Genomic DNA, 21437 nt, shown 5'->3' on the forward strand with positions numbered 1-21437 from the left:
GCGGGGGGCCACCCGCCGGGCGCTGCGGTGCGGTCCCATCACCGCCCCCCACCCGTGCGGCGCGCGCGGGGGTCGGGGAGCGCACCCGGCGGGGGGGTCGCACGGGGGCGGCCGCCCCGGGGCCCCGCACCGCCGTGAGGACATCAGCCCTGGCCGGGCTTGTTGCCGTGGCCGGCGCCCTTCTTGCGCCTGGCCCTCTTCTTGCGGGCACGCTTCGACACGGTGGTCCTCCCTTCAGGCGGTGACGAGCAGGTCGGCGACCTTGCACAGACGGCGCACCGTGCGGTCCTCGACCGCGGTCCGGGCGGCCGGGGCGAGCGCGGCCCGGTCGTAGTAGGCGCCCGGGACGAGTTCGGTCTCCGGGTCGCACAGCCGGGCCACCCGCGCGGCGCCCTCGGCGGCGGGCTCGCCCTCGTGCGCGTACAGCGGCAGCAGACGCGTCTCGCACACCCCCGGGTGCACGCTGACGGCCGTGACGCCGGCGGGCGCGGCCGCCCGGGCGAAGACGGTGAGGGCCAGTTGCGACTGGGCGTACGCGGCGTGCCGCGAGTAGCGGCGGGAACGGTTCAGGTCGCTCCACGCCAGGGAGGCCGACCGGTGCGTCGCGGACGACACGTTGACCACCCGGGCGCCGGGGCGCGCCGTCAGCGGGCCCGCCAGCTCACGGGTGAGCAGGTAGGCCGCGAGGAAGTTCACCTGGAAGGAGATCTCGTGGCCGTCGGCCGTGAGGGTGTGGCGCTCCGGCGCGACGACCGCGGCGTTGTTGACGAGGACGTCCAGCGCGGGATGCAGGCCCCGCACGGTGGCCGCCAGGTGGCGGACCTCTGAGAGCCGGGTGAAGTCGGCGACCGCCAGGCGCAACCGGACACGTTCGGTGCCGGCCGCCACCAGCCGCTCCACCGCATGGTGCGCCGACTCCGTGTCGCGACCGTGGACGATGACCGTGCAGCCCCGCTCGGCGAGCAGCCGGGCGGTCTCCCACCCGATGCCGGACGTCGCCCCGGTGACCAGGGCGGTGCGCGGGGGGACGACGGGGACGAAGGACGCAGACATGGACCACTCCGTGGATCGGTACGCCACATCGCACCGGACACAGGGGTGACGGCGCTCGCGTACGGGGAACAGGGGCGGCCGCCCGGGGCGACCACGGGGCACCGGCGCCCTCAGGACACCGGCGGGAGGACAGCGCGCGGTACCGGCGGCACCCGATGGGGTGGCCGGTCGTCATGGCGCGGACCGCTGTTCACCTCCCCATCCAACGCCGCGGCGGATCCGCGGACAAGGACCGGCCGTGATTCCTGACGACGCCCTGACGCGCGCCCCCCGCTCGCCGTGGCGGCGTCACCGGCGCGCGCACGGGCACGTCAACGCCGCGTCAGAATCGCCCTCCCCTACCGCAAAGGACCTGTCAGGAGCGCGCCGCGGTCCTCCCGGCGAGGGTGTGCTGGTGGCCGTCCACCGGTGAACAGACCAGCAGAAGGCACCCCCGAGCATGCAGCCCCTGGCTCCCTCGACCGACCGCACCCCGGCCCCGCCCGCACAGCCGCCCGCACAGCCGCCCGTACGCCGCGGCGGCAGGCGCAAGGTGTCCGCCGGCCTGCTGGATCCCCGCCTGCTCCTGGAGGCCTTGCCCGAGGCGCTGCGCAAGCTCGACCCCCGCCGCATGGTGCGCAACCCCGTCCTCTTCGTCGTGGAGACCGGCGCCGCGCTGACCACCGCCTCGGCGGTCGTGCACCCGAGCGTCTTCGCCTGGGTGATCAGCGCCTGGCTCTGGCTCACCGTGATCTTCGCCAACCTGGCGGAGGCCGTGGCCGAGGGCCGCGGCAAGGCCCAGGCCGAGTCGCTGCGCCGCACCAGGACCGACACCGTCGCCCGGAGGCTGACCGGCTGGCGCCCCTACGGCCGCGACCACACCGAGCGGACGATCCCCGCCGCCGAGCTGAAGCCGTTCGACGTCGTCCTCGTCGAGGCCGGGGAGACCGTGCCGGGCGACGGCGAGGTCGTCGACGGGATCGCCGCCGTCGACGAGTCGGCCATCACGGGCGAGTCCGCCCCGGTGATCCGGGAGGCGGGCGGCGACCGTTCGGGGGTCACCGGCGGCACGAAGGTGCTCTCCGACCGCATCGTCGTGCGCGTCACCTCCCGCCCCGGCCGGACCTTCCTCGACCGCATGATCGCCCTGGTCGAGGGCGCCACCCGGCAGAAGACGCCCAACGAGATCGCCCTCAACATCCTGCTGGCGTCGCTCACGATCGTCTTCATCCTGGTCGTCGTCACCCTCCAGCCGATGGCCGCCTACGCGGACGCGGCGCAGAGCACCGTCGTCCTCGTGGCCCTGCTGGTCACCTTGATCCCGACGACCATCGGCGCGCTGCTCTCGGCGATCGGCATCGCCGGCATGGACCGCCTCGTGCAGCGCAACGTGCTGGCGATGTCCGGGCGCGCCGTCGAGGCGGCCGGCGACGTCTCCACCCTGCTGCTGGACAAGACCGGCACCATCACGTTCGGCAACCGCCGGGCCGCCGCGTTCATCCCGCTCACCGGCGTCGACGCCATGCAGCTCGCGCAGGCTGCGCAGGTCTCCAGCCTCGCCGACGAGACCCCCGAGGGCCGCTCCATCGTCGTCCTGGCCAAGGAACGGTACGGGCTGCGCGCCCCGTCGGAGGGGGAGCTCGGACAGACCCGCTTCGTGCCCTTCACCGCCCGCACCCGCATGAGCGGGGTCGACCTGCGCTGGGAGGACGGCGCGGGCGCCTCCGTGCGCAAGGGCGCGGCCGGCACGGTGGCCGGCTGGGTCACCGGTCGCGGGGGCCACGTCCCCGAGGAGGCCGGCCACCTGGTGGACGCCATCGGCGCCTCGGGCGGCACCCCGCTGCTGGTGGCCCTCGACGACTGGAACGGCGCGCGGGTCCTCGGTGTCGTCCACCTCAAGGACGTCGTCAAGGACGGCATCCGTGAACGCTTCGCGGAACTGCGGCGGATGGGCATCCGCACGGTGATGGTCACCGGGGACAACCCGCTCACCGCGCGCGCCATCGCCGACGAGGCCGGCGTCGACGACGTCCTCGCCGAGGCTACCCCGGAGGACAAGCTGGCCCTCATCAAGCGGGAGCAGGCCGGCGGCAACCTGGTCGCGATGACCGGTGACGGCACCAACGACGCACCGGCGCTGGCCCAGGCGGACGTGGGCGTGGCCATGAACACCGGCACCTCGGCCGCCAAGGAGGCCGGGAACATGGTGGACCTGGACTCCGACCCCACCAAGCTGATCGAGATCGTCGAGGTCGGCAAGCAACTGCTCATCACTCGGGGTGCCCTGACGACCTTCTCCATCGTCAACGACGTGGCGAAGTACTTCGCGATCATCCCCGCGATGTTCGCGGCGACCTATCCCGGGCTGTCCGCCCTCAACATCATGCGGCTGCACAGCCCGTCGTCCGCGATCACCTCGGCGATCATCTTCAACGCCCTCATCATCGTGGCGCTGATCCCGCTGGCGCTGCGCGGCGTCCGCTACACGCCCTCCTCGGCGGGCGACCTGCTGCGGCGCAACCTGCTGGTGTACGGACTCGGCGGGCTGGCCCTGCCGTTCCTGGGCATCAAGCTCATCGACATGGCCGTGGTGCAGTTCGTGCCGGGCCTCGGCTGAGCGGGTGGGTCAGTGCCCGTGCGGCACGGCGCGGTGCACCGGGCCGTGCGCCTCGCCGCAGTGGCCGTCCGCCCTGCCGGCCGCGGCGTCCGGGGCACCGCCCACGGTGAGGAGTTCGGCGGGCGCGTGGTCGACCTGCAGGGTGGTGTGGGTGAGCCCGTAGTCCGAGCCGAGCAGGTGCTCCAGGTCGCGCCGGACGGCATGGCAGTCACCGCCCGGCTCGACCAGGACGTGCGCAGACAGGGCGGGCTGGCCGGAGGTGATGGTCCAGATGTGCAGGTCGTGGACCTCGGTGACGGCGTCGTGGGCGGCGAGCCGGTCGCCCACCTCGTCCGGGTCCAGCCCTGCCGGGGCCGCCTCCAGGAAGATCCGCCCGGAGTCGCGCACCAGTCCGCACCCCGCCTTGAGCATCAGGCCGACCACCACGAGCGTCGCGATGGCGTCGGCGCGGACGAATCCGGTCAGCAGGACGACCAGGCCCGCCACGGCGGTGCCGATGAAGGCGTACAGGTCGTTCAGCACGTGCTGGAACGCGCCCTCGACGTTGAGGGACGTGCGGTTGGCCCGCGACAGGCACCATGCCGCGCCGACGTTGACGACCACTCCGGCCAGCGCGGTGACCAGCACCGGGCCGCCCGCCACGTCGGGCGGCGAGACGAGCCGCCGCACCGCCTCGTACGCCAGCCACGCGGCGAGCAGCAGCAGGGTGATGCCGTTCGCCTGCGCCGAGAGGATCTCGGCGCGCTTGAGCCCGTACGTGAAACCGCCCCGCGCCGGGCGCGCCGCCAGCCGCATCGCGACGAGCGCCAGCACGATCGAGGCGGCGTCGGTGAGCATGTGCGCGGCGTCGGAGAGCAGCGCGAGGGACCCCACCAGCAGACCGACGACGACTTCGACGGCCATGAAGCCGGCGATCAGGCCCAGCGCGAGCCCCAGCCAGCGCCGGTCGGCGTTCTCGGTCACCCCGTGACCGTGCCCATGCCCATGCCCATGCTCGTGATCGTGCGCGTTCATGGTGCGGCGACCTCCCCGTTCCAGGTACGACACCCGCAGGGAAGCACATCGGCACACCGATCGGCAAAGACTGCACCGGTGACCGTTGTCAACTTCGATAAGACGGCGGTGACCTGCACCGACGCCCGGCCGATCATGACGCGGCCGGCTCCGGCCGCGGGACCGCCGGGGGCCCCGGAGGCGGGCGGCCTCCGGGAGCGCCCCCGGCGGGGTCAGGCGTTCGGGCTCGCGCCGCGGGCCGCGAGCATGTCGGCCATCAGGCGTATCTCCGCCTCCTGGCCCTGGACCATGCCCGCCGCCAAGCGCCGTACCTGGTCGGTCCGGGCGAGGTCGGCGGCCGCGGCGGCCATCTCCACGCCGCCTTTGTGGTGGGCGGTGAGCAGGTGGAGGTAGAGGACCGCGGCGGCCTTGCCCCGTGCCGCGTCGAGCCGTCGCAGTTCGGTGTCCGTGGCCATGCCCGGCATCAGCGACCCGTCGTGGGGCGCGTAGGCCATGTCGTGGCCCATCCACGTCATGGGCGGCTTCGACGACGACTTGGGCAGCCCCCAGACGTCCAGCCAGCCGAGCAGCATGCCGCGCTGGTTGGCCTGGGTGTTGATGACGTCGTAGGCGAGCCTGCGGACGTCCTCGTCGTCCGTGCGGTCGCGGACGATCAGGGACATCTCCACCGCCTGCTGGTGGTGGATCGCCATGTCGCGCGCGAAGCCGGCGTCGGGTGAGTCCGTGGCCGGGGTGCCCCCGCTGCTGGGCCGTGCCGTGAGCAGGGTGAAGGCCAGGGCCGCGACCACGACCAGCGCCATGGCGCCGGCGAGCGCGAGCAGCGGTCTGCCCGCGCCCCGGGCGGCGGTCACGAGGCCTTGCCCCCGGTGCAGGGCGCGCCGGGCTCGGGGGTCTGGTCGCCCTGCACATAGGTGTCGAAGAAGGTCGCCACGCGCGGGTCGTCGGCCTTGGTGACGCCCAACTGGTGGCCCCACGCGGTGAGGGTGATCGGTGAGGCCTGGTCCGCGTAGGGGCTCATCAGGGAATACGGGGTCTTCGAGACGCGGGCGCCGAGCGTCTTGACGTCGGCGTCCGACGCCTTGTCGGTGTACGTGACCCACACCGCGCCGTGCTCCAGGGCGTGCACGGCGTTCTCATTGGTGACGGGCTTGTCGTAGACGTCGCCGTTGCAGTTCTGCCAGACGGGGTTGTGGTCGCCGCCGGCGGGCGGGCTCATGGGGTAGTCGACGGTCTTGTTCACGTGGTTCTGCGTGAGCCCGGACCACGTCTTCTCCCCGCTGATGGAGCCGGCGGCCGCGGCCTTCCCGCTCTCCCCGCCGTCGTTGCCGGCGGAGTTGACCAGGTAGACGCCGCCACCGACCAGCCCGACGAGGATGGCCGTGCAGGCGGTGATGGTGATGATCCGGTTGCGGCGTTCGCGGGCCTGCTCCTGGCGGCGTATCTCCTCGACGCGCGCACGGCGGTCGGTGGCCCTGGCCTTGGAATGGGGGGAACCCATGGCATGTCCTGATTCCCCGCCGCGTCGATGACACGGCGGTGCTGGTGAAGGGTCGGATGACGTACGGCGCGCACCGGCGGTCGCCGCCGGCGCGTTCGGCCCTTCTACGTCCGCTGGATCTGGAGCATGTGCAGGTCGAGGGGGCGCACGGTGCCGGGGGACGGCGCACGCAGTCCCGCGGCGGCGACCGCGGGCGGCCACACCGACGGCGGTTCCGCGCCGGCGAGGCCCGGCAGGGGCGCGGAGCCCAGGGTCACCGGAGTGTGCTCCACGGGGGAGCAGCCGTTGCCGCGCCTGCCGGGGTCATGGCCGTCCGTGCACACCTCGTCGGCGACGTACGCGACGTGCGAGGAGACGAGGGTCCGCGCGGGGCCGTACGCGTCGTCCGGCGCCCCGGAGTGGCCGCAGACCGCGAGGGCGGCGAGCAGCCCGCACAGGACGAGGACAACACCGCTCAGGCGGGCGGGTATCGCACCGCCTCGGCCGGCTCCTCCGTCACTGCGCATCGCGGCAGATCGTACCCGCCGCCACGCGCCGTACCCGCGCCGGGTGCGCCCCCGGGGAAACCGAGGTGCAGGGCGCCACGGGGCCCTGACAGGCTGCTCCGCATGGACGTTCACCTGGAGCCCTGGTCGGAGGCGGCCCTTCCGCTCCTGCGGCGGATCAACACCCCGGAGATGCGGCGGCACGTCGGAGGCCCCGAGCCCGAGGAGCGGCTGCTTGCCCGGCACGAGCGCTACCTGGCCCTGCCGGAAGCCGGGCTGGGCCGCATGTACGCCGTGCTCCTCGGCGACGAGCCGGTGGGCAGCATCGCGTACCACCGCCGGGACTGGCAGGGCGAACCGGTCTACGAAACCGGGTGGAACGTCCTGCCGCCGTACCAGGGCAGGGGCATCGCCGCCGCGGCCGGTGCCGCGCTGATCGCCGTCGTGCGCGAGGCCGCCCGCACCACGGGAGCTCCCCACGCGCTGCACGCCTTCCCGTCCGTGCGGAACGCGCCGTCGAACGCCCTGTGCCGCCGCCTGGGGTTCACCCTGCGCGGCGCCTGCGACTTCGAGTACCCCAGGGGCAGCGGCACCTTGATGCGCAGCAACGACTGGCGCATCGAGTTCGGCGCCCCGCGTTAGGGCGCGCGGCGCGGCGCGACGCGAGGTGCCCGGGCCTTTCAGCCGGCCGGGGCCGAGGCCGCCCGGGCGGAGCGCAGGAGGTCTCGCAGTGCCTCCAGGACCGCGTCGGGTCGTTCGTTCCTCGTGGAGCCAGCCGTGCCCGGCGTCGCCGATGACGCGGTGCCCGCCGCGGGGGACGGAGGCGGCGAGGCGTGTGTGGAGGCCGAGTTTGGCGGCGTTCATCTCGTGGACGGTGTCCTCGGACCACAGGTGGGCCTGGGTGGGGTCGACGCCCATCGCGGACAGCACGATCAGCGGTACGTCGGGGAGGGCGGGGGCGTCGCGCAGTTCGCCGGCGACGACGTCGTGGACGTTCCCGTCCTCGTCCCAGCCGGTCCGCCACCGGGTGAGGTGGTACTCGGCGAGCGGTTCGCGGACGCCGTCCGGCCAGCGCGCGGGCGCTCCGGCCTGACCGCCGGCGTCAACGGCGGTGACGGGCCCGCCGCTTGGGGGACCGCCGGTCCGTCACCAGGAAGACGACCAACAACGCGGCGACGACGCAGATCGCCACGGTCTCGGCCGCGAAGATCAGTTCGCTGAACCCGTCGTCCCCCGCCTCGACGGGAGGGACGTAGACCTCCCGTGACGGACCGGTGGAGGGCGCGCCGTAGGGCATGCCGAAGCGCAGGGGCACCATGCGGAGGCTCATCGCCGGTCAGTATCGCGGGCTCCGGTCCCGTCGCGGGACGAGACGGCCGGAACGGGGGCGCCCGCACCGTGGCCGCGCGCCGGATCAGCCGCTGAGCGCCGGGAGTGCGGCGGGACGGCGGAAGAGCCACCGCAGGAACGTCCGCCGCGGCGGACGCGCCCGCACCTGCCCGAACTCCAGCTCACCCACCAGCTCCACCCGCAGGGCCACCGGTGTCGTCGGGCCGGCCGCCGGCCTGATGTCCACCTTGCCGAAGCTGACGGTCAGCTCGTCGGCGTCCACCACGATCCCGGGCCGCGTCACCAGTACCAGGGAGCCGCCGCGGACGTCCACGTCGACGCGGAGGGTGTCCTGCGTGATCACGGCGCGGGTGAAGTCGAGCAGCACCTCGCCCCACTCGGACCGGACCTCCATGCGCCGCGGCACGACCCACCGGTCGACGCGGCGGAACGAACCCCCGCGATGGTCGACCCGGACCACGTCCTTGACGTCCGCGGCGGCCACGCCCGGCACCCCCGCGGCCGCCGGAAGGTCGGCGGTGAGCGGTGCCAGTTCGTCGAGCGTACGGGCCGACAGGGCGGCCTCCAGGCGCTCGTCCAGCTCGTCTGCGGACAGCCGCCCGTCGCCCGCGGCCACGGTCAGGACGTCCACCACCCGGTCCCGGTCCGCGTGCGAGGCCCGCAACGGGGGCGGTGCGAGCGGCGCGCCCGTAGCGGACGGCCGACCCGGGGGCGGGATCTCTTCCGGCATGTCCCCACCCCGTTCTGGTCGGCGGCTTCGGTGAGACGCGATACACAGGTCGCGAACTAACGCTATATCGCGTCCTGGTCGCCAGCCAAGCCCGCACCCGCGGACCGCCGTCCTCCTCCGCGTGGTGCCGGTCCTGGGCGCGGCCCTGCCTGGCGCGTGACGCCGACCGTTTTCCAACCCGCCGCGTTGGGTGCGGCGTTGTACCGCCGCGGGGCAAGGCCTGGCGGTGGTGACCCTCGTGGTGCAGGGCTCAGGGGGTGACGAATCCATGCCGGCGCCATCTGGCACCGAACCGCCGGCCGCTCCCGCCACCCCGGGCCGAGGGCAGTCCGGGCGCGGACGGCACGGCCAGGACCGGGCAGCGGGCGTGCGTGAAGCAGTGGGCCGCGACGGACGGCGCGAAGAGCCGCCGCCAGGGGCCGTGGGAACCGGCACCGACCACGAGCAGTCCCGCGCCCTCGCCGGCCACCTCCACCAGCGCCGGTCCCGCGCGGCCCAGCGCGAGGACCGGACGCAGCGGGGGGTCCAGCGGCAGGTCGCCGTCGAAGGCGGCGTCCAGGGCCATGAGGAGCCGGCGCCGGGCCAGCCGGCGCCACCGGTCGGGGTCCGGCGGGGGCGGCGGCCACCGGCTCTGGGTCGCACCGGCACCGTCCCAGGCCGCCTCCCAGGCGGTGACCACGGTCAGCACGCACTCGCGCCGCCGGGCCTCCTCGGCGGCCCGGCGCAGCGCCGCCACGCTCCCAAAGGAGCCGCTGACGCCGACGACGACGCACTCTTCGCGGACCTCACTCATGCCTCCCATGAAACGCCCGGAAACGCGCGGACCAGGGGTCCTTGTCGCGATCCTGACGCCGTCCGCCCCACCCCCGAGAGCCGCGCCGTTAACGTTCGCGCGCTCGCCGTAAACGTCGCGTCAGGGATCGCACTCACCCCCCGGACGGCGGGCATAGCGTCCCTGGTGCGTCCCGGACCGCCGGCCCCGGCCGGGGCGCCCCAGGAACCGCAGCAGGTGCCGCAGCAGGAGGAAGCCATGACAGAGCTCATGCACGGGGACGACCCCGAGCCTTCGGATCCGTCCCCGGCCGGACGACACCGGGAGACGTTGTACGTCCCCGTCCGGCCGGGACCCGTGGGATGCGTCGCGCGCATGTTCCGCACGCCCCTGGGCGGCCGGACGGCCGTCGGCTTCACCACCACCGAGCGCCTCACCGAGACGCTCGGCCCCGACCAGCAGTGGATCACCCTGTCGGAATCCGCGCTGCGGTCGCTGGCCCGGCCGCTCGGCGTCACGGCACTGACCGTGGACCCGCAGTTCGCCGCACCCGCCGTGTCGGACGTACCGGAGGAGACCGGTCGCCGGCTCGACCCCCAGACTCTCGGGGTCCTCAGGGTCACCGGCGCGGTCGCGCTGGTCGACGCCCTGGCCCTGTGGATCGGCTGAAAGGAGCGCCGTCATGACTCTCGTCACCGAGCACCTGGAGACCGCGTACCCCGACGCCGACCTGTCGGTGTGGCCCGCGTCCGCCTCCTCCGCCCCCCACGGTGAGGTCACCGTGGGCGGGGTCGCCCTCACGGAGATCGCCGAACGCTTCGGCACCCCCGCCTACGTCCTGGACGAGGGCGAGGTACGCGACCGCTGCCGCGCCTACCGCGCGGCCTTCCCCGACGGCGACGTGCTGTACGCCGCCAAGGCCTTCATGTGCCGTGCCATGGCCCACTGGGTGGACGAGGAGGGCCTCGGCCTCGACGTCTGCTCGGCCGGGGAGCTCGAGCTCGCGGTCGTCACCGGCTTCCCCCCGGAGCGCATCCTGCTCCATGGCAACGCCAAGAGCCCGGAGGACCTGGCCACGGCGCTCCGCCTCGGCGTGGGCCGGATCGTGATCGACAGCACCGGCGAGATCGCCCGGCTGGCCGCCCACGTCTCGCCGGGGGGCCGGCAGAAGGTGCTGCTCCGCATCGTGCCGGGCATCGCCGCCGGTCACCACAACGCGGTGCGCACCGGCACCGACGACCAGAAGTTCGGGCTGTCCCTGGCCGACGGATCGGCGCAGCACGCCATCGCGCGCGTGCTGGAGCAGCCGCGACTGGAACTGGTGGGTCTCCACTGCCACCTGGGCTCGCAGATCAGCAGCGTCAAGCCGTACCTCGCGGCCGTGCGCCGGCTGGTCGGGCTGCTGGCCGCCGTACGCAGGCAGCACGGCGTCACGCTGCCGGAGCTGGACCTGGGCGGCGGGCACGCGGTCGCCTACCGGCCGGGCGAGGCGGCGATGGACCTGACGACGCTGTCCGCGCGGATACGCGCCGAGCTCGCCGAGGGCTGCGCGGCCGCCGGGCTGCCGGTGCCGCGGCTGACGGTGGAGCCCGGCCGCGCGATCGTGGGCCCCGCCGGTGTCGCGCTGTACCACGTGCTGTCGGTCAAGCGCACCGGCGGACAGACCTTCGTGGCCGTCGACGGCGGCATGAGCGACAACCCCCGGCCCGCGCTGTACGGGGTGCGCTACAGCCCCCGGCTGATCGGCCGTCACTCCACGGAGGAGCCGGCCCTGATGACCGTGGTCGGCCGGCACTGCGAGGCCGGTGACATCCTCGCCTCCGCGGTGCCCCTCCCGGCCGACGTCCGGCCCGGGGACCTGCTGGCGGTGCCGGTCGCGGGCGCCTACCACCTGTCGATGGCGTCCACGTACAACCTCGTCGGCCGTCCGCCGGTCGTCGCGGTCCACGAGGGCCGGGCCCGGCTGCTGGTCCGCCGCGAGTCGCTGGCCGACTTCCGCAACCGCGACATCGGGCTCTGAGCCCCGGGCCCCAAGGCCCCACGACCAGGCGTCCACGACGCCGTCCGAACGCCCTCCGGGCAGGTGATGTCCCCGCGTCCCCCTGCCCGGAGGTGCCCCATGCCCCTTTCCGTTCCAAGAGGCCCGGTCCACGGGTCCCGATCCACAAGAAGAGAGAGTCCGGTGAGTGTGGAGTACACCGTCCGCCTGATCGTCGCGGAGGGAATCCGATGACCACCGCACCCGCACCCGTCAGACCGGACCGTGAAAGCCCCGCCCTTCCCACCGAGGCCGACGGGAAGCGCCGTGTCGGCGCAGGACTGCTCGACCCCGGACAGCTGTGGCTCGCCCTTCCCGACGCCCTGCGCAAGCTCAACCCGGTGACACTGGTCCGCAACCCGATCATGTTCGTCACCGAGGTCGGTGCGGCCCTGACCACCGGGCTGGCCCTCGTCCATCCGACCGTGTTCGGCTGGCTGATCACGGTGTGGCTCTGGCTGACCGTCGTCTTCGGCAACCTCGCCGAGGCCGTCGCCGAGAGCCGCGGCAAGGCCCAGGCCGACTCGTTGCGCCGCATGCGCAAGCTGACCACCGCCCGCCGGCTGACGGAGGACGGCGAGAAGGTGGTGCACGCCATCGCGCTGCGCCGCGGTGACACCATCGCCGTCGAGGCCGGGGAGACGATCCCTGGTGACGGCGACGTCGTCGAGGGCGTCGCCAGCGTCGACGAGTCCGCCATCACCGGCGAGTCCGCACCCGTCATCCGCGAGGCGGGCGGCGACCGCTCGGCCGTCACAGGCGGCACCAAGGTGCTGTCCGACCGCATCGTCGTACGCATCACCCAGGAGTCCGGACGCAGCTTCCTGGACCGGATGATCGGCCTGGTCGAGGGCGCCAACCGGCAGAAGACGCCGAACGAGCTCGCCCTCAACCTGCTGCTCGTCATGCTGACCTTCGTCTTCCTGGTCGCCGTCGTCACCCTGCAGCCCATGGCGATCTTCTCCAAGGGCTTCATGGGCGCCGCCCCCGACAGCGCGGCGATGACCGCCGACGGCGTCACCGGCATCGTCCTGGTCTCGCTGCTCGTCTGCCTCATCCCGACGACGATCGGCGCCCTGCTGTCGGCCATCGGCATCGCGGGAATGGACCGCCTGGTGCAGCGCAACGTCCTGGCCTCCTCCGGCCGCGCCGTCGAGGCCGCGGGCGACGTGAACACGCTCCTGCTCGACAAGACCGGCACCATCACCTACGGCAACCGGCAGGCGAGCGCCTTCCTGCCGGTCGGGGCCGTCGAGCCCGAACAGTTCGCCCGGTCCGCGCTGCTGTCGAGCCTCGCCGACCGGACCCCAGAGGGACGCTCCATCGTCGCCCACGCCCGCGACCACTACGCGCTGTCCCACCACAAGGCCGACGAGATCGACCTGCCCGACGCCCGGTGGGTGGCCTTCAGCGCCACCACCCGCATGTCCGGGGTGGACCTCCCCGGAGGCAGGAAGCTGCGCAAGGGTGCCGCCGCCGCGGTCGCCGCCTGGGTCCGCGACGAGGGCGGCACGGTCCCCGCGGGCATGGACGTGTACGTCGAGCAGGTGTCCGCCGCGGGCGGGACGCCGCTCGCCGTCGCAGAACTCCCGGCAGGCGGCGGTCCCGCGCGCGTCCTGGGCGTCATCCACCTCAAGGACGTCGTCAAGCCCGGGCTGCGCGAACGCTTCGAGGAGATGCGCCGGATGGGCATCCGCACCGTGATGATCACCGGCGACAACCCGGTGACCGCCCGTGCCATCGCCGAGGAGGCGGGCGTGGACGACTTCCTCGCCGAGGCGACCCCCGAGGACAAGCTCGCCCTGATCAAGCACGAGCAGGCCGGCGGCCACCTCGTCGCCATGACCGGCGACGGCACCAACGACGCCCCGGCACTGGCCCAGGCGGACGTGGGCGTCGCCATGAACACCGGCACCTCGGCCGCCAAGGAGGCCGGCAACATGGTCGACCTCGACTCCGACCCCACGAAGATCGTGGAGATCGTCGAGATCGGCAAGCAACTCCTCATCACCCGCGGCGCGCTGACGGCCTTCTCGATCGCCAACGACATCGCCAAGTACTTCGCGATCCTCCCCGCGATGTTCGGCGGGGTCTACCCGGCCCTCGGCGCCGTGAACATCATGCGGCTGCACTCGCCCGCCTCGGCGATCCTCTCGGCCGTCGTCTTCAACGCCGTCGTCATCGTCGCGCTGATCCCGCTCGCCCTGCGGGGCGTGCGCTACCGGCCCAGCAGTGCCTCCTCGCTGCTCACCCGCAACCTGTGGGTGTACGGCCTCGGCGGTGTGGTCGTGCCGTTCCTCGCGATCAAGCTCATCGACGTCGCCCTCGTCCAGTTCATCCCGGGGATCTGACCATGGCCCGTACCTCCACGCTGCCCCGCTGGGCCGCGCACCACCTCGCCGCCGTCCGCGTGGTGCTCGCGCTCACCCTCCTCGTCGGACTGGCCTACCCCCTCGGCATGACGCTGCTCGCCCAGGTGCCGGGCCTGCGTGACGCCTCGTCACGCGGCGCCCTCATCGGCAAGGCCTACACCGACTCCCAGGGCAACCCGCTGCCCGGCTACTTCCAGTCGCGCCCCTCCAACGCGGGCGACGGCTACGACACCGCGGCCTCCGGCGCCGGCAACCAGGGCGCCGAGAGCGTCGTCGACACCCCCGGCAAGCCCAGCCTGCTCACCCAGGTGTGCTCGCGCAGCAAGGCGGTCGGTGAGCTGGAGCACGTCGACGGCTCCCGCCCCTACTGCACGCCCGACGGCGTCGGCGCCGTGCTCGGCGTCTTCCGCGAGGGCGGCACCACGGGCCGCGTGACGCGCGTCGTCAGTCTCAACCAGCCCTGCCCCGCCCAGCCGTTCCTCACGAGCTACGAGCACGTGGCCGTCCGCTGCGCGGCACCCGGCGCCGACCACACCCGCGCCGTCGTCACCCCCGTACGCGGCGACGCCCCGGCCCGCCCCGCGGTCCCCGCCGACGCGGTGACCGCGAGCGGCAGCGGCCTCGACCCCGACATCAGCCCCGCGTACGCGGGGCTCCAGGCACCCCGCGTCGCCCGCGAGCGGGCGGTCGGCGAGGACACCGTGCGCGCCCTGATCGCGAAGTACACCACCGGTCGCGCCCTCGGCGTGCTCGGCGAGCCCGCCGTGAACGTCGTCGAGCTCAACGCAGCCCTGGACCGCACCCACCCGACGCGCGGAGCGTGAGAGCAGACATGTACGGCTGGATCCAGGCCTCCCTCGTCATCGCCGTCGTGGTGGGCCTCCACGTCCCGCTCGGCGACTACATGGCACGCGCCCTCGAGGGCGGCCGCCACCTGAGACCCGAGCGCGCCCTCTACCGCCTGTGCGGCGTCGACCCCGACAGAGAACAGGACTGGCGGCACTACCTGTTCGCGCTGCTGGCCTTCTCGGCCGTGAGCATCGCCGCCCTGTTCGCCCTGCTCACCCTGCAGGACCGGCTGCCGTGGTCGCTCGGCCGCGACGGCATGCCGTGGCGGCTCGCCCTGCACACCGCCGTCAGCTTCACCACGAACACCAGCTGGCAGAACTACGCGGGCGAGTCCACCACCGGCCACCTCGCCGTCATGGCGGGCCTGGGCACCCAGGCGTTCGCCTCCGGCGCCGTCGGCATCTGCGTCGCGCTGGCCCTCGTCCGCGGGCTGGTCCGGCGCGACACCGACCGGCTCGGCAACTTCTGGGTCGACCTCGTCCGCAGCGTCTTCCGCGTCTTCCTGCCCCTCGCGGTCGTCTCCGGACTCCTGCTGATCGCGCTCGGCGCGCCGCAGCACCTGTCGGGGAGCGACCAGCTCGCCGCCCCCGTCGGCTCCTGGGAGTCCATCAAGCTGATGTCGGGGGACGGCGGCGGTGTCTTCAACGCCAACAGCGCCCACCCCCTGGAGAACCCCTCGGCCTGGAGCAACACGCTCGAGATCGTGCTCATGCTCCTCATCCCGACCGCCCTGATCCGCACCTACGGCCGGCTCGTCGGCAGCCTGAAGCAGAGCTGGACCCTCCTCGCGGTGGTCGGCATCCTCTTCGGCCTGCTGCTGGCCGCCGCCAACCTCGCCCAGAGCGCCCACACCGGCACCGTCAGCGCCGCGGTGGGCGGCCAGACCGAGGGCACCGAGACCCGGTTCGGCGTCCCGGCGAGCACCCTGTTCGGCGTGTCGGCCACGGCCTCGGCGGACGGCGCCGCCAACTCCTCGTACGACAGCTTCTCCAGCCTCGGCGGCGGCGTCCTGCTGGCGGGCATGATGCTCGGCGAGATCGCGCCCGGCGGCACCGGCAGCGGCCTGTACGGACTGCTCGTGGCCGTCCTCGTCGCGGTCTTCGTCGGCGGCCTGATGGTCGGCCGCACGCCCGAGTACCTGCGCAAGCGGATCGGCACCGGGGAGATGCGGTACGTCGTGCTCTACGCGCTCGTCGCGCCCACCGCGATCCTGGTGTGCTCGGCCATCGCCGTCGCCCTGCCCGGCGGGCGCTCCTCGATGGGCAACCCCGGCCCGCACGGCCTGACCGAACTCGTCTACGCGTACACCAGCAACACGGCCGGCAACGGCAGCGCGATGGCCGGCTTCAACGGCGCCACCGACCTGCACAACCTGCTGATGGTCGTCGCCATGCTGATCGGCCGCTACGTCCCCGTGGTGTTCGTCCTCGCCCTGGCGGGACGCCTCGCGCGCCAGCGGGCCGGCGTGGTGACGGTCGGCACCCTGCGCCCGCACGGGGTCAACTTCGTCGTCCTGGCCACCGGCGCCGCCCTGGTCCTCGCCCTGCTGAACTTCCTGCCCGTCCTGTCCCTCGGCCCCGTGGCGGAAGGACTGCTGTAGTGCCGACGGCCGGTCACCCCCCGATGCGAAGCTGAGGGGGTGACGAGGACCCAGTACTTCACCGCGACCAGCCTCGACGGCTTCATCGCCGACCCGGACGACTCCCTCGACTGGCTCTTCGAGGTCGAGGGGGAGGGCTTCGAGCGCTTCAGGGCCTTCTTCGACGGCGTCGGGGCCTTCGCGATGGGCGCCACCACGTACGAGTGGATCCTGGAACACGACCGGCTCCTGGAGCGGCCCGGGAAGTGGACCGAGTACTACGGCACCACCCCGGCCTGGGTCTTCACCCACCGGGACCTGCCCGCCGTCCCCGGGGCGGACGTCACCTGCGTGCGCGGCGACGTCCGCGCCGTCCACGAGGCCATGACCACCGCCGCCGGGGGCCGGAACATCTGGCTGGTGGGCGGCGGTGAACTGGCCGGCTCCTTCGCCGACCACGGACTGCTGGACGACCTGATCCTGGGCGTCGCCCCGGTCACCCTCGGCGCCGGCGCGCCGCTGCTGCCGAGGCGGCTGACCTCGGCCCGGCTGCGGCTGACGGGCGTCGAGCGGGTCGGCCAGTTCGCCTACCTCACGTACATGACGCGCTGAGGCCGGTGCCGGTCCCGGTACCGGTGCCTGCGATGCGCGGCGCGGCGCGGTTCCGTGCGAGCATCTGCGGATGCTCATACTCGCCGACGAACTCGGACGTCTCGCCTGCACGGTGACGGGGGACGGGCCGCCCGTCGTCCTCGTGCACGCCGGCGTCGCCGACCACCGGATGTGGGACGGGGTCGTGCCCGGCCTCGCGCAGCACCACACCGTCATCCGCTACGACCTGCGCGGCTTCGGCCAGTCCCCGCCACCGGCCGGCCCGTTCAGCGAACACGACGACCTGCGCCGCGTCCTGGACCACTTCGGCCTCGACCGCGCCCGCGTGGTCGGCGCGTCCTTCGGCGGCCGCGTGGCACTCGACTTCGCGCTCGCCCACCCCGGACGCGTCCACTCCCTGGCCGTCTTCTCCCCGCCGTGGCCAGGGTACGACTGGTCGCCGCAGATGATCGCCTACGACGAGGCCGAGACCGAGGCGCTCGCGGCGGGCGACCACGAGGCCGCGGTCCGCGTCAACCTGGACATGTGGCTGCGCGGCCCGGCCCGCGGATGGGACGAGGTCCCCGCCGGGGCGGCCGACCGGCTGCGCGGGCCGCTGCGGACGGCGCTGACCCACCAAGGCACGGTCGAGGCGCACTCACGGGGCCGCGCGGACGGCGACGTCGCCACCCTCTCCGTGCCCACCCTGATCGGCATCGGCCTCCTCGACGTGCCGGACTTCCAGGACATCGCCCGCCGCTACGCCGCCACGATCCCCGGCGCCACCCTGGCCGAGTTCCCGGACGCGGCCCACCTCGTCGCCATGGACGCCCCCGCCGACGTGACGGCCGCGCTGCTTCCCTTCCTCGCCCGCTAGGGACGCCGCACCGCCAACGCGGTGGCGCTCCCGTCCGCCCCGTCCGCACGCGGGGGCGCGGGGGTAGGGATCATCCCCGCGGACCGTGGACGTCCGACGTGCCCCCGCACGCCGGACGGGGCAAGGGAAAGGAGCAGCCCCTGTGGACATGAAACTCGAGGTCGTGGTGGTGCCCGTCGCCGACGTCGACCGGGCCAAGGACTTCTACGTGGGCCTCGGCTGGCGGCTGGACGCGGACCTCACCACCGGCGAGGACTTCCGCGTGGTCCAGGTGACCCCGCCCGGCTCGCTCTGCTCGGTCATCTTCGGCACCGGGGTCAGCTCGGCGGCGCCCGGCTCGGTCCAGGGCCTCCACCTGATCGTGGAGGACGTGGTCGCCGCCCGCGAGGAGCTCGTGGGGCGCGGGGTCGAGGTGGGCGAACCGTTCCATGACGCCGGGGGGATCTTCCACCGTGCGGGGACGGAAGGACGCGTGTCCGGTGCCGACGCGGAGCGACGCAGCTACTGCTCCTTCGCGTCGTTCAACGACCCCGACGGCAACGAATGGGTGTTCCAGGAGATCACGGAGCGGCTGCCGGGCCGCTGACCTCCGCTCCTGGCGCCGTACGGTTCCGCGCGGCGGGCGCGCGCCGCGCCCGCGGCGCCAGAACCTTCACACGGTGGCGACGGCCTTCTGAGGCCCGGTCACGCCGAGGATGGCGAGGCAGTTCGTCCACAGCGGGCTGAGGCGCCCGGTGTCGTTGTACAGCTTGGCGAAGAGCACCTGTCCCTCGAGCTGGGCGACGATCGACGCCGCGGCCGCGTGGGTGTCGGCGACGGTGACATCGCCCCGCTCACGGGCCTCGGTGACGACCTCGTCGATCATGTCGACCTGCGTCTCGAAGATCTCCTGCAGCCGTCCACGGATGGACTCGGTCTGGTTGCTCATCTCCAGCGTCAGGTTGCCGAACATGCACCCGGAGACGGTGCCGCAGGACTGCTGGCCCACGTGCTGGCTCTCCTCGGTCGCCTCGAACAGCCGGCGCAGCCGCTCCAGGGGCGCCTCGTCGGCGCCCAGGATGCGGGTCCACTCGCGCCTCTGCGCCGCCCAGTGCTCGTCGATGACGGTCAGGGCGAGGGCTTCCTTGGACTCGAAGAAGTAGTAGAAGCTGCCCTTGGGCACCCCGGCCGCCTTGCAGATCTCGGCCACCCCCAGCGCAGAGTAGCCGCGCTGCTCGATGAGCGTCTGCGCGGCAGTGATGATCTTCTCCCTGGCATCACTTGTGCGTCCCATGACAGCAGTATACGACCGATCGACTATTGTGTCGTCGACCGGCCGGTCCCGCTGCTTCCCCCGGCCGGGAATCCCGACCGGCCCCCATCCTGGGCGCGCCGGCGGGGCACGCGCCAGGACCGGTTTCCTCCCTGCTGCGAGGCTGCGACTCCCACGCGCCCCCCGTGGCGGAGATCCGGCAGGCCAGGCCCTAGCATGGCGGCGTGGAGCTGCGTCAACTTCGGTATTTCGTCGCGGTCGCCGAGGAGCTGAACTTCGGGAGGGCGGCCGAACGGCTCCTGATCGCCGGGCCCTCACTGTCCCAGCAGATCAAGGCGCTCGAACGCGACCTGGGGGTCAGGCTCTTCGACCGCGACCGCCGCTCGGTGTCGATCACCCCCGCGGGCTCGGCGCTGCTGCCGCACGTCCGGGCACTGCTGGAGCGCGCCGACGACGTGGGGCGCCGCGCCAAGCAGCTGGCCGGCTCGGAGGCGGTGCGGCTCGGCTACACCAACTGGCTCCCCGCCGACCTGGCGGCCCGTGCGTCCGCGGTGGCCCGGCTGCACGTGGACGCGTGGATCGGGCCCTCCCACACCCAGGCCGCCCGGGTGGCCGAGGGCGGCCTGGACCTCGCGATCTGCTGGGTGCAGACGGCGGACCTGGAGCGGTGCGGCCTGCGGTCCCGGCTCCTGGGCGCGGATCTGCTCTACGCGGTCTCCACCGGCGACGACACCAGTGCCGTCCGGGCCGAGGACACCGTCGTCCTCCTCGACGAGGACACCACCACCTGGCAGTCGTGGAACGTCTACGCGGAGCGTTTCGCCGCCGACACGGGGGCCCGCACGATCCGTACCTCCGACGGCGGGATCACCGGCAGCGGGTTCTTCGACCACGTCCGCCGCTGCCGCGGTCCGGTCGTCAACTCCCCCAAGGGCCAGACCACCCCGCTCCCCCCGGACCTGGTCAAACGGCCGGTGATCGCGCCCCAGGTCTACTGGACATGGTCGCTGGTGTGGCGCGCCGACGAGGTCCGCGACTCGGTGCTGGCCGTGGTGGACGCCCTGGCCGAGGGCGTGGGCGACCTCGGCATCCACGGCCCGGGCGTCTGGCTCCCCGACGGAGATCCCTACAAGCGATAGATTTTCGGCTGTATGCCGGAATTGTCGCTCGGTCCTCGCGGTTATAGGTGACCGGTCGGCTATCTAGCCGGCGCAGTCCCCACCCCATCCATCGGGAGCAGGTCATGAACGTTGAGGGTCAGAAGGTCGCGGTCGTCACCGGTGCGTCGCAGGGCATCGGTGCCGGTCTGGTCGAGGCGTACCGGAAGCTGGGGTACGCGGTGGTGGCCACGTCGCGCAACATCGGTGAGTCGGCGGACCCGGGGGTGGTGGCGGTGCGGGGGGACATCGCGGAGCGGGGCACCGCGGAGCGGGTGATCGCGACGGCGGTGGAGCGGTTCGGCCGGGTGGACACGCTGGTCAACAACGCGGGGATCTTCGTGGCGAAGCCGTTCACGGAGTACACCGAGGAGGACTACCGGGCAGTGATGGCGGTGAACCTGGACGGCTTCTTCCGGATCACGCAGCTGGCGGTGGAGCGGATGCTCCAGCAGGGCGGGGGACACGTCGTCCAGATCTCCAGCAGCCTCGGTGACCAGCCGGACGCGAAGGTGACGTCCGTGCTGGCGTCCCTGACGAAGGGCGGCCTGCAGTCGGCCACGAAGGCACTGGCGACCGAGTACGCGACCCAGGGCATCCGGGCGAACGCGGTGGCGCTGGGGACGATCAAGACCCCGATGCACCCGGTGGAGACCCACGAGATGCTGGCGGGCCTGCACCCGGTGGGGCGCATGGGCGAGATCGACGACATCGTCCAGGCCGTCCTGTACCTGGAGAGGGCGCCCTTCGTGACCGGTGTGGTGCTCCCGGTCGACGGCGGCCAGAGCGCGGGCCGCTGACGTGCGGCGGCCTCCGCCGTGGTGGGAGGCAGGGCCTTCCGCCACGGAGGACGCCGGTCGTGACGTGCCCACCGGCCGTCGGGCCAGGTACGGCCTGGAACGACTCCTGGACGTCCTGCCCGCGGCGCCCCGCCCGTGGTGGCCGCGCCACGGGCGGGCACGCGACGCCGTCCTGTGCTTCCCCGTCCGGCACGACCCGCGCGAGCTCGGCACCCTTCGGCGGCAGGTGCGCAGCGCCCTGGACCTGCCGGAGGTGGCGGAGGAGGCCGCGGGCGACGCCCTCCTGGTCGTCTCCGAGCTGGTCACCAACGCCGTCACGCACGGCACCTCGCCCGCCGAGCTGCGCCTCGTCCTGGGAGAGGGACGCCGCGCCCTGCGGATCGAGGTCACCGACGCGGGGCCGTGTTCGTCCGGCGGCAGGGAG

At 73.4% G+C, this 21437-nt stretch carries 22 protein-coding genes; 13 read left to right on the forward strand and 9 right to left on the reverse strand.

The window, feature by feature from the left end:
• Positions 1-234: 234 nt before the first annotated feature.
• Positions 235-1053, reverse strand: a complete 819-nt coding sequence (locus tag ACFV3E_RS42180; RefSeq protein WP_500333300.1) for an SDR family NAD(P)-dependent oxidoreductase — start codon at positions 1051-1053, stop codon at positions 235-237.
• A gap of 439 nt (positions 1054-1492) precedes the next feature.
• Between ACFV3E_RS42180 and kdpB (ACFV3E_RS42185) the strand changes: the two genes are divergently transcribed.
• Positions 1493-3649 (forward strand): potassium-transporting ATPase subunit KdpB, encoded by a 2157-nt coding sequence (gene kdpB, locus ACFV3E_RS42185; RefSeq protein ID WP_500541183.1) that lies wholly within the window; start codon positions 1493-1495, stop codon positions 3647-3649.
• A 9-nt stretch (positions 3650-3658) separates the two neighbouring features.
• Here kdpB (ACFV3E_RS42185) and ACFV3E_RS42190 read toward each other — a convergent pair whose 3' ends face one another.
• From ACFV3E_RS42190 to ACFV3E_RS42205, 4 genes are all read right to left on the reverse strand, one after another.
• Entirely contained in the window at positions 3659-4663 is a 1005-nt protein-coding gene (locus ACFV3E_RS42190) for a cation diffusion facilitator family transporter (protein ID WP_500541185.1), read from the reverse strand.
• Positions 4664-4875: 212 nt separating this feature from the next.
• Positions 4876-5463, reverse strand: a complete 588-nt coding sequence (locus ACFV3E_RS42195; RefSeq protein ID WP_500541238.1) for a DUF305 domain-containing protein — start codon at positions 5461-5463, stop codon at positions 4876-4878.
• A 47-nt stretch (positions 5464-5510) separates the two neighbouring features.
• Complete coding sequence (locus ACFV3E_RS42200) at positions 5511-6161, reverse strand: thioredoxin-like domain-containing protein (RefSeq protein WP_500541187.1); 651 nt, start codon at positions 6159-6161, stop codon at positions 5511-5513.
• Positions 6162-6265: 104 nt separating this feature from the next.
• Positions 6266-6667 carry a hypothetical protein gene (locus ACFV3E_RS42205; protein ID WP_500541189.1) on the reverse strand — a complete coding sequence of 134 codons (402 nt, stop codon included), beginning with the start codon at positions 6665-6667 and terminating at the stop codon, positions 6266-6268.
• A gap of 102 nt (positions 6668-6769) precedes the next feature.
• Here ACFV3E_RS42205 and ACFV3E_RS42210 point away from each other — a divergent pair, with 102 nt between their 5' ends.
• Complete coding sequence (locus ACFV3E_RS42210; RefSeq protein ID WP_500541191.1) at positions 6770-7288, forward strand: GNAT family N-acetyltransferase; 519 nt, start codon at positions 6770-6772, stop codon at positions 7286-7288.
• 460 nt (positions 7289-7748) lie between these two features.
• On the opposite strand, the gene ACFV3E_RS42215 is transcribed toward ACFV3E_RS42210, so the two are convergent.
• The 3 genes from ACFV3E_RS42215 to ACFV3E_RS42225 all read right to left on the reverse strand — a co-directional run bounded on the left by ACFV3E_RS42215 (position 7749) and on the right by ACFV3E_RS42225 (position 9519).
• Positions 7749-7976 (reverse strand): hypothetical protein, encoded by a 228-nt coding sequence (locus ACFV3E_RS42215; RefSeq protein ID WP_500371872.1) that lies wholly within the window; start codon positions 7974-7976, stop codon positions 7749-7751.
• Positions 7977-8060: 84 nt separating this feature from the next.
• Entirely contained in the window at positions 8061-8726 is a 666-nt protein-coding gene (locus tag ACFV3E_RS42220; protein WP_500541193.1) for a DUF1707 SHOCT-like domain-containing protein, read from the reverse strand.
• Between the two features lie 250 nt (positions 8727-8976).
• A complete protein-coding gene (locus ACFV3E_RS42225) occupies positions 8977-9519 on the reverse strand; it encodes a universal stress protein (RefSeq protein ID WP_500541195.1) in 543 nt (180 codons plus the stop codon).
• Positions 9520-9756: 237 nt separating this feature from the next.
• Here ACFV3E_RS42225 and ACFV3E_RS42230 point away from each other — a divergent pair, with 237 nt between their 5' ends.
• From ACFV3E_RS42230 to ACFV3E_RS42265, 8 genes are all read left to right on the forward strand, one after another.
• Entirely contained in the window at positions 9757-10167 is a 411-nt protein-coding gene (locus ACFV3E_RS42230) for an SAV_915 family protein (protein WP_500541197.1), read from the forward strand.
• A 13-nt stretch (positions 10168-10180) separates the two neighbouring features.
• A complete protein-coding gene (gene lysA / locus ACFV3E_RS42235; protein WP_500541198.1) occupies positions 10181-11518 on the forward strand; it encodes a diaminopimelate decarboxylase in 1338 nt (445 codons plus the stop codon).
• Between the two features lie 209 nt (positions 11519-11727).
• Positions 11728-13887, forward strand: a complete 2160-nt coding sequence (kdpB, locus tag ACFV3E_RS42240; RefSeq protein ID WP_500541200.1) for a potassium-transporting ATPase subunit KdpB — start codon at positions 11728-11730, stop codon at positions 13885-13887.
• A 2-nt stretch (positions 13888-13889) separates the two neighbouring features.
• Positions 13890-14732: a potassium-transporting ATPase subunit C gene (locus ACFV3E_RS42245; protein WP_500541202.1), complete on the forward strand. Its 843-nt coding sequence runs from the start codon at positions 13890-13892 to the stop codon at positions 14730-14732.
• The gene (gene kdpA / locus ACFV3E_RS42250; protein WP_500541204.1) at positions 14729-16357 is read left to right on the forward strand and encodes a potassium-transporting ATPase subunit KdpA; all 1629 of its coding nucleotides are present in this window, start codon (positions 14729-14731) and stop codon (positions 16355-16357) included. The genes ACFV3E_RS42245 and kdpA overlap by 4 nt, the downstream gene beginning before the upstream one ends.
• A 39-nt stretch (positions 16358-16396) precedes the next feature.
• On the forward strand, positions 16397-16948 hold the full coding sequence (locus ACFV3E_RS42255; protein ID WP_500541206.1) for a dihydrofolate reductase family protein: 552 nt from the start codon (positions 16397-16399) through the stop codon (positions 16946-16948).
• Between the two features lie 70 nt (positions 16949-17018).
• Positions 17019-17804, forward strand: coding sequence for an alpha/beta fold hydrolase (locus ACFV3E_RS42260; protein ID WP_500541208.1), 786 nt, complete (start codon positions 17019-17021; stop codon positions 17802-17804).
• A gap of 142 nt (positions 17805-17946) precedes the next feature.
• The gene (locus tag ACFV3E_RS42265) at positions 17947-18390 is read left to right on the forward strand and encodes a VOC family protein (protein WP_500541210.1); all 444 of its coding nucleotides are present in this window, start codon (positions 17947-17949) and stop codon (positions 18388-18390) included.
• A gap of 66 nt (positions 18391-18456) precedes the next feature.
• Here ACFV3E_RS42265 and ACFV3E_RS42270 read toward each other — a convergent pair whose 3' ends face one another.
• A complete protein-coding gene (locus ACFV3E_RS42270; RefSeq protein WP_500541212.1) occupies positions 18457-19077 on the reverse strand; it encodes a TetR/AcrR family transcriptional regulator in 621 nt (206 codons plus the stop codon).
• Positions 19078-19280: 203 nt separating this feature from the next.
• Here ACFV3E_RS42270 and ACFV3E_RS42275 point away from each other — a divergent pair, with 203 nt between their 5' ends.
• From ACFV3E_RS42275 to ACFV3E_RS42285, 3 genes are all read left to right on the forward strand, one after another.
• The gene (locus ACFV3E_RS42275) at positions 19281-20195 is read left to right on the forward strand and encodes a LysR family transcriptional regulator (RefSeq protein ID WP_500541214.1); all 915 of its coding nucleotides are present in this window, start codon (positions 19281-19283) and stop codon (positions 20193-20195) included.
• Positions 20196-20299: 104 nt separating this feature from the next.
• Positions 20300-21013, forward strand: coding sequence for an SDR family NAD(P)-dependent oxidoreductase (locus tag ACFV3E_RS42280; RefSeq protein WP_500541216.1), 714 nt, complete (start codon positions 20300-20302; stop codon positions 21011-21013).
• Between the two features lie 64 nt (positions 21014-21077).
• On the forward strand, positions 21078-21437 hold a 360-nt coding region (locus ACFV3E_RS42285), incomplete at its 3' end, for an ATP-binding protein (protein WP_500541218.1).

It is taken from the genome of Streptomyces sp. NPDC059718, from assembly GCF_042733315.1.
In the GTDB taxonomy this organism is placed as follows: Bacteria; Actinomycetota; Actinomycetes; order Streptomycetales; family Streptomycetaceae; genus Actinacidiphila.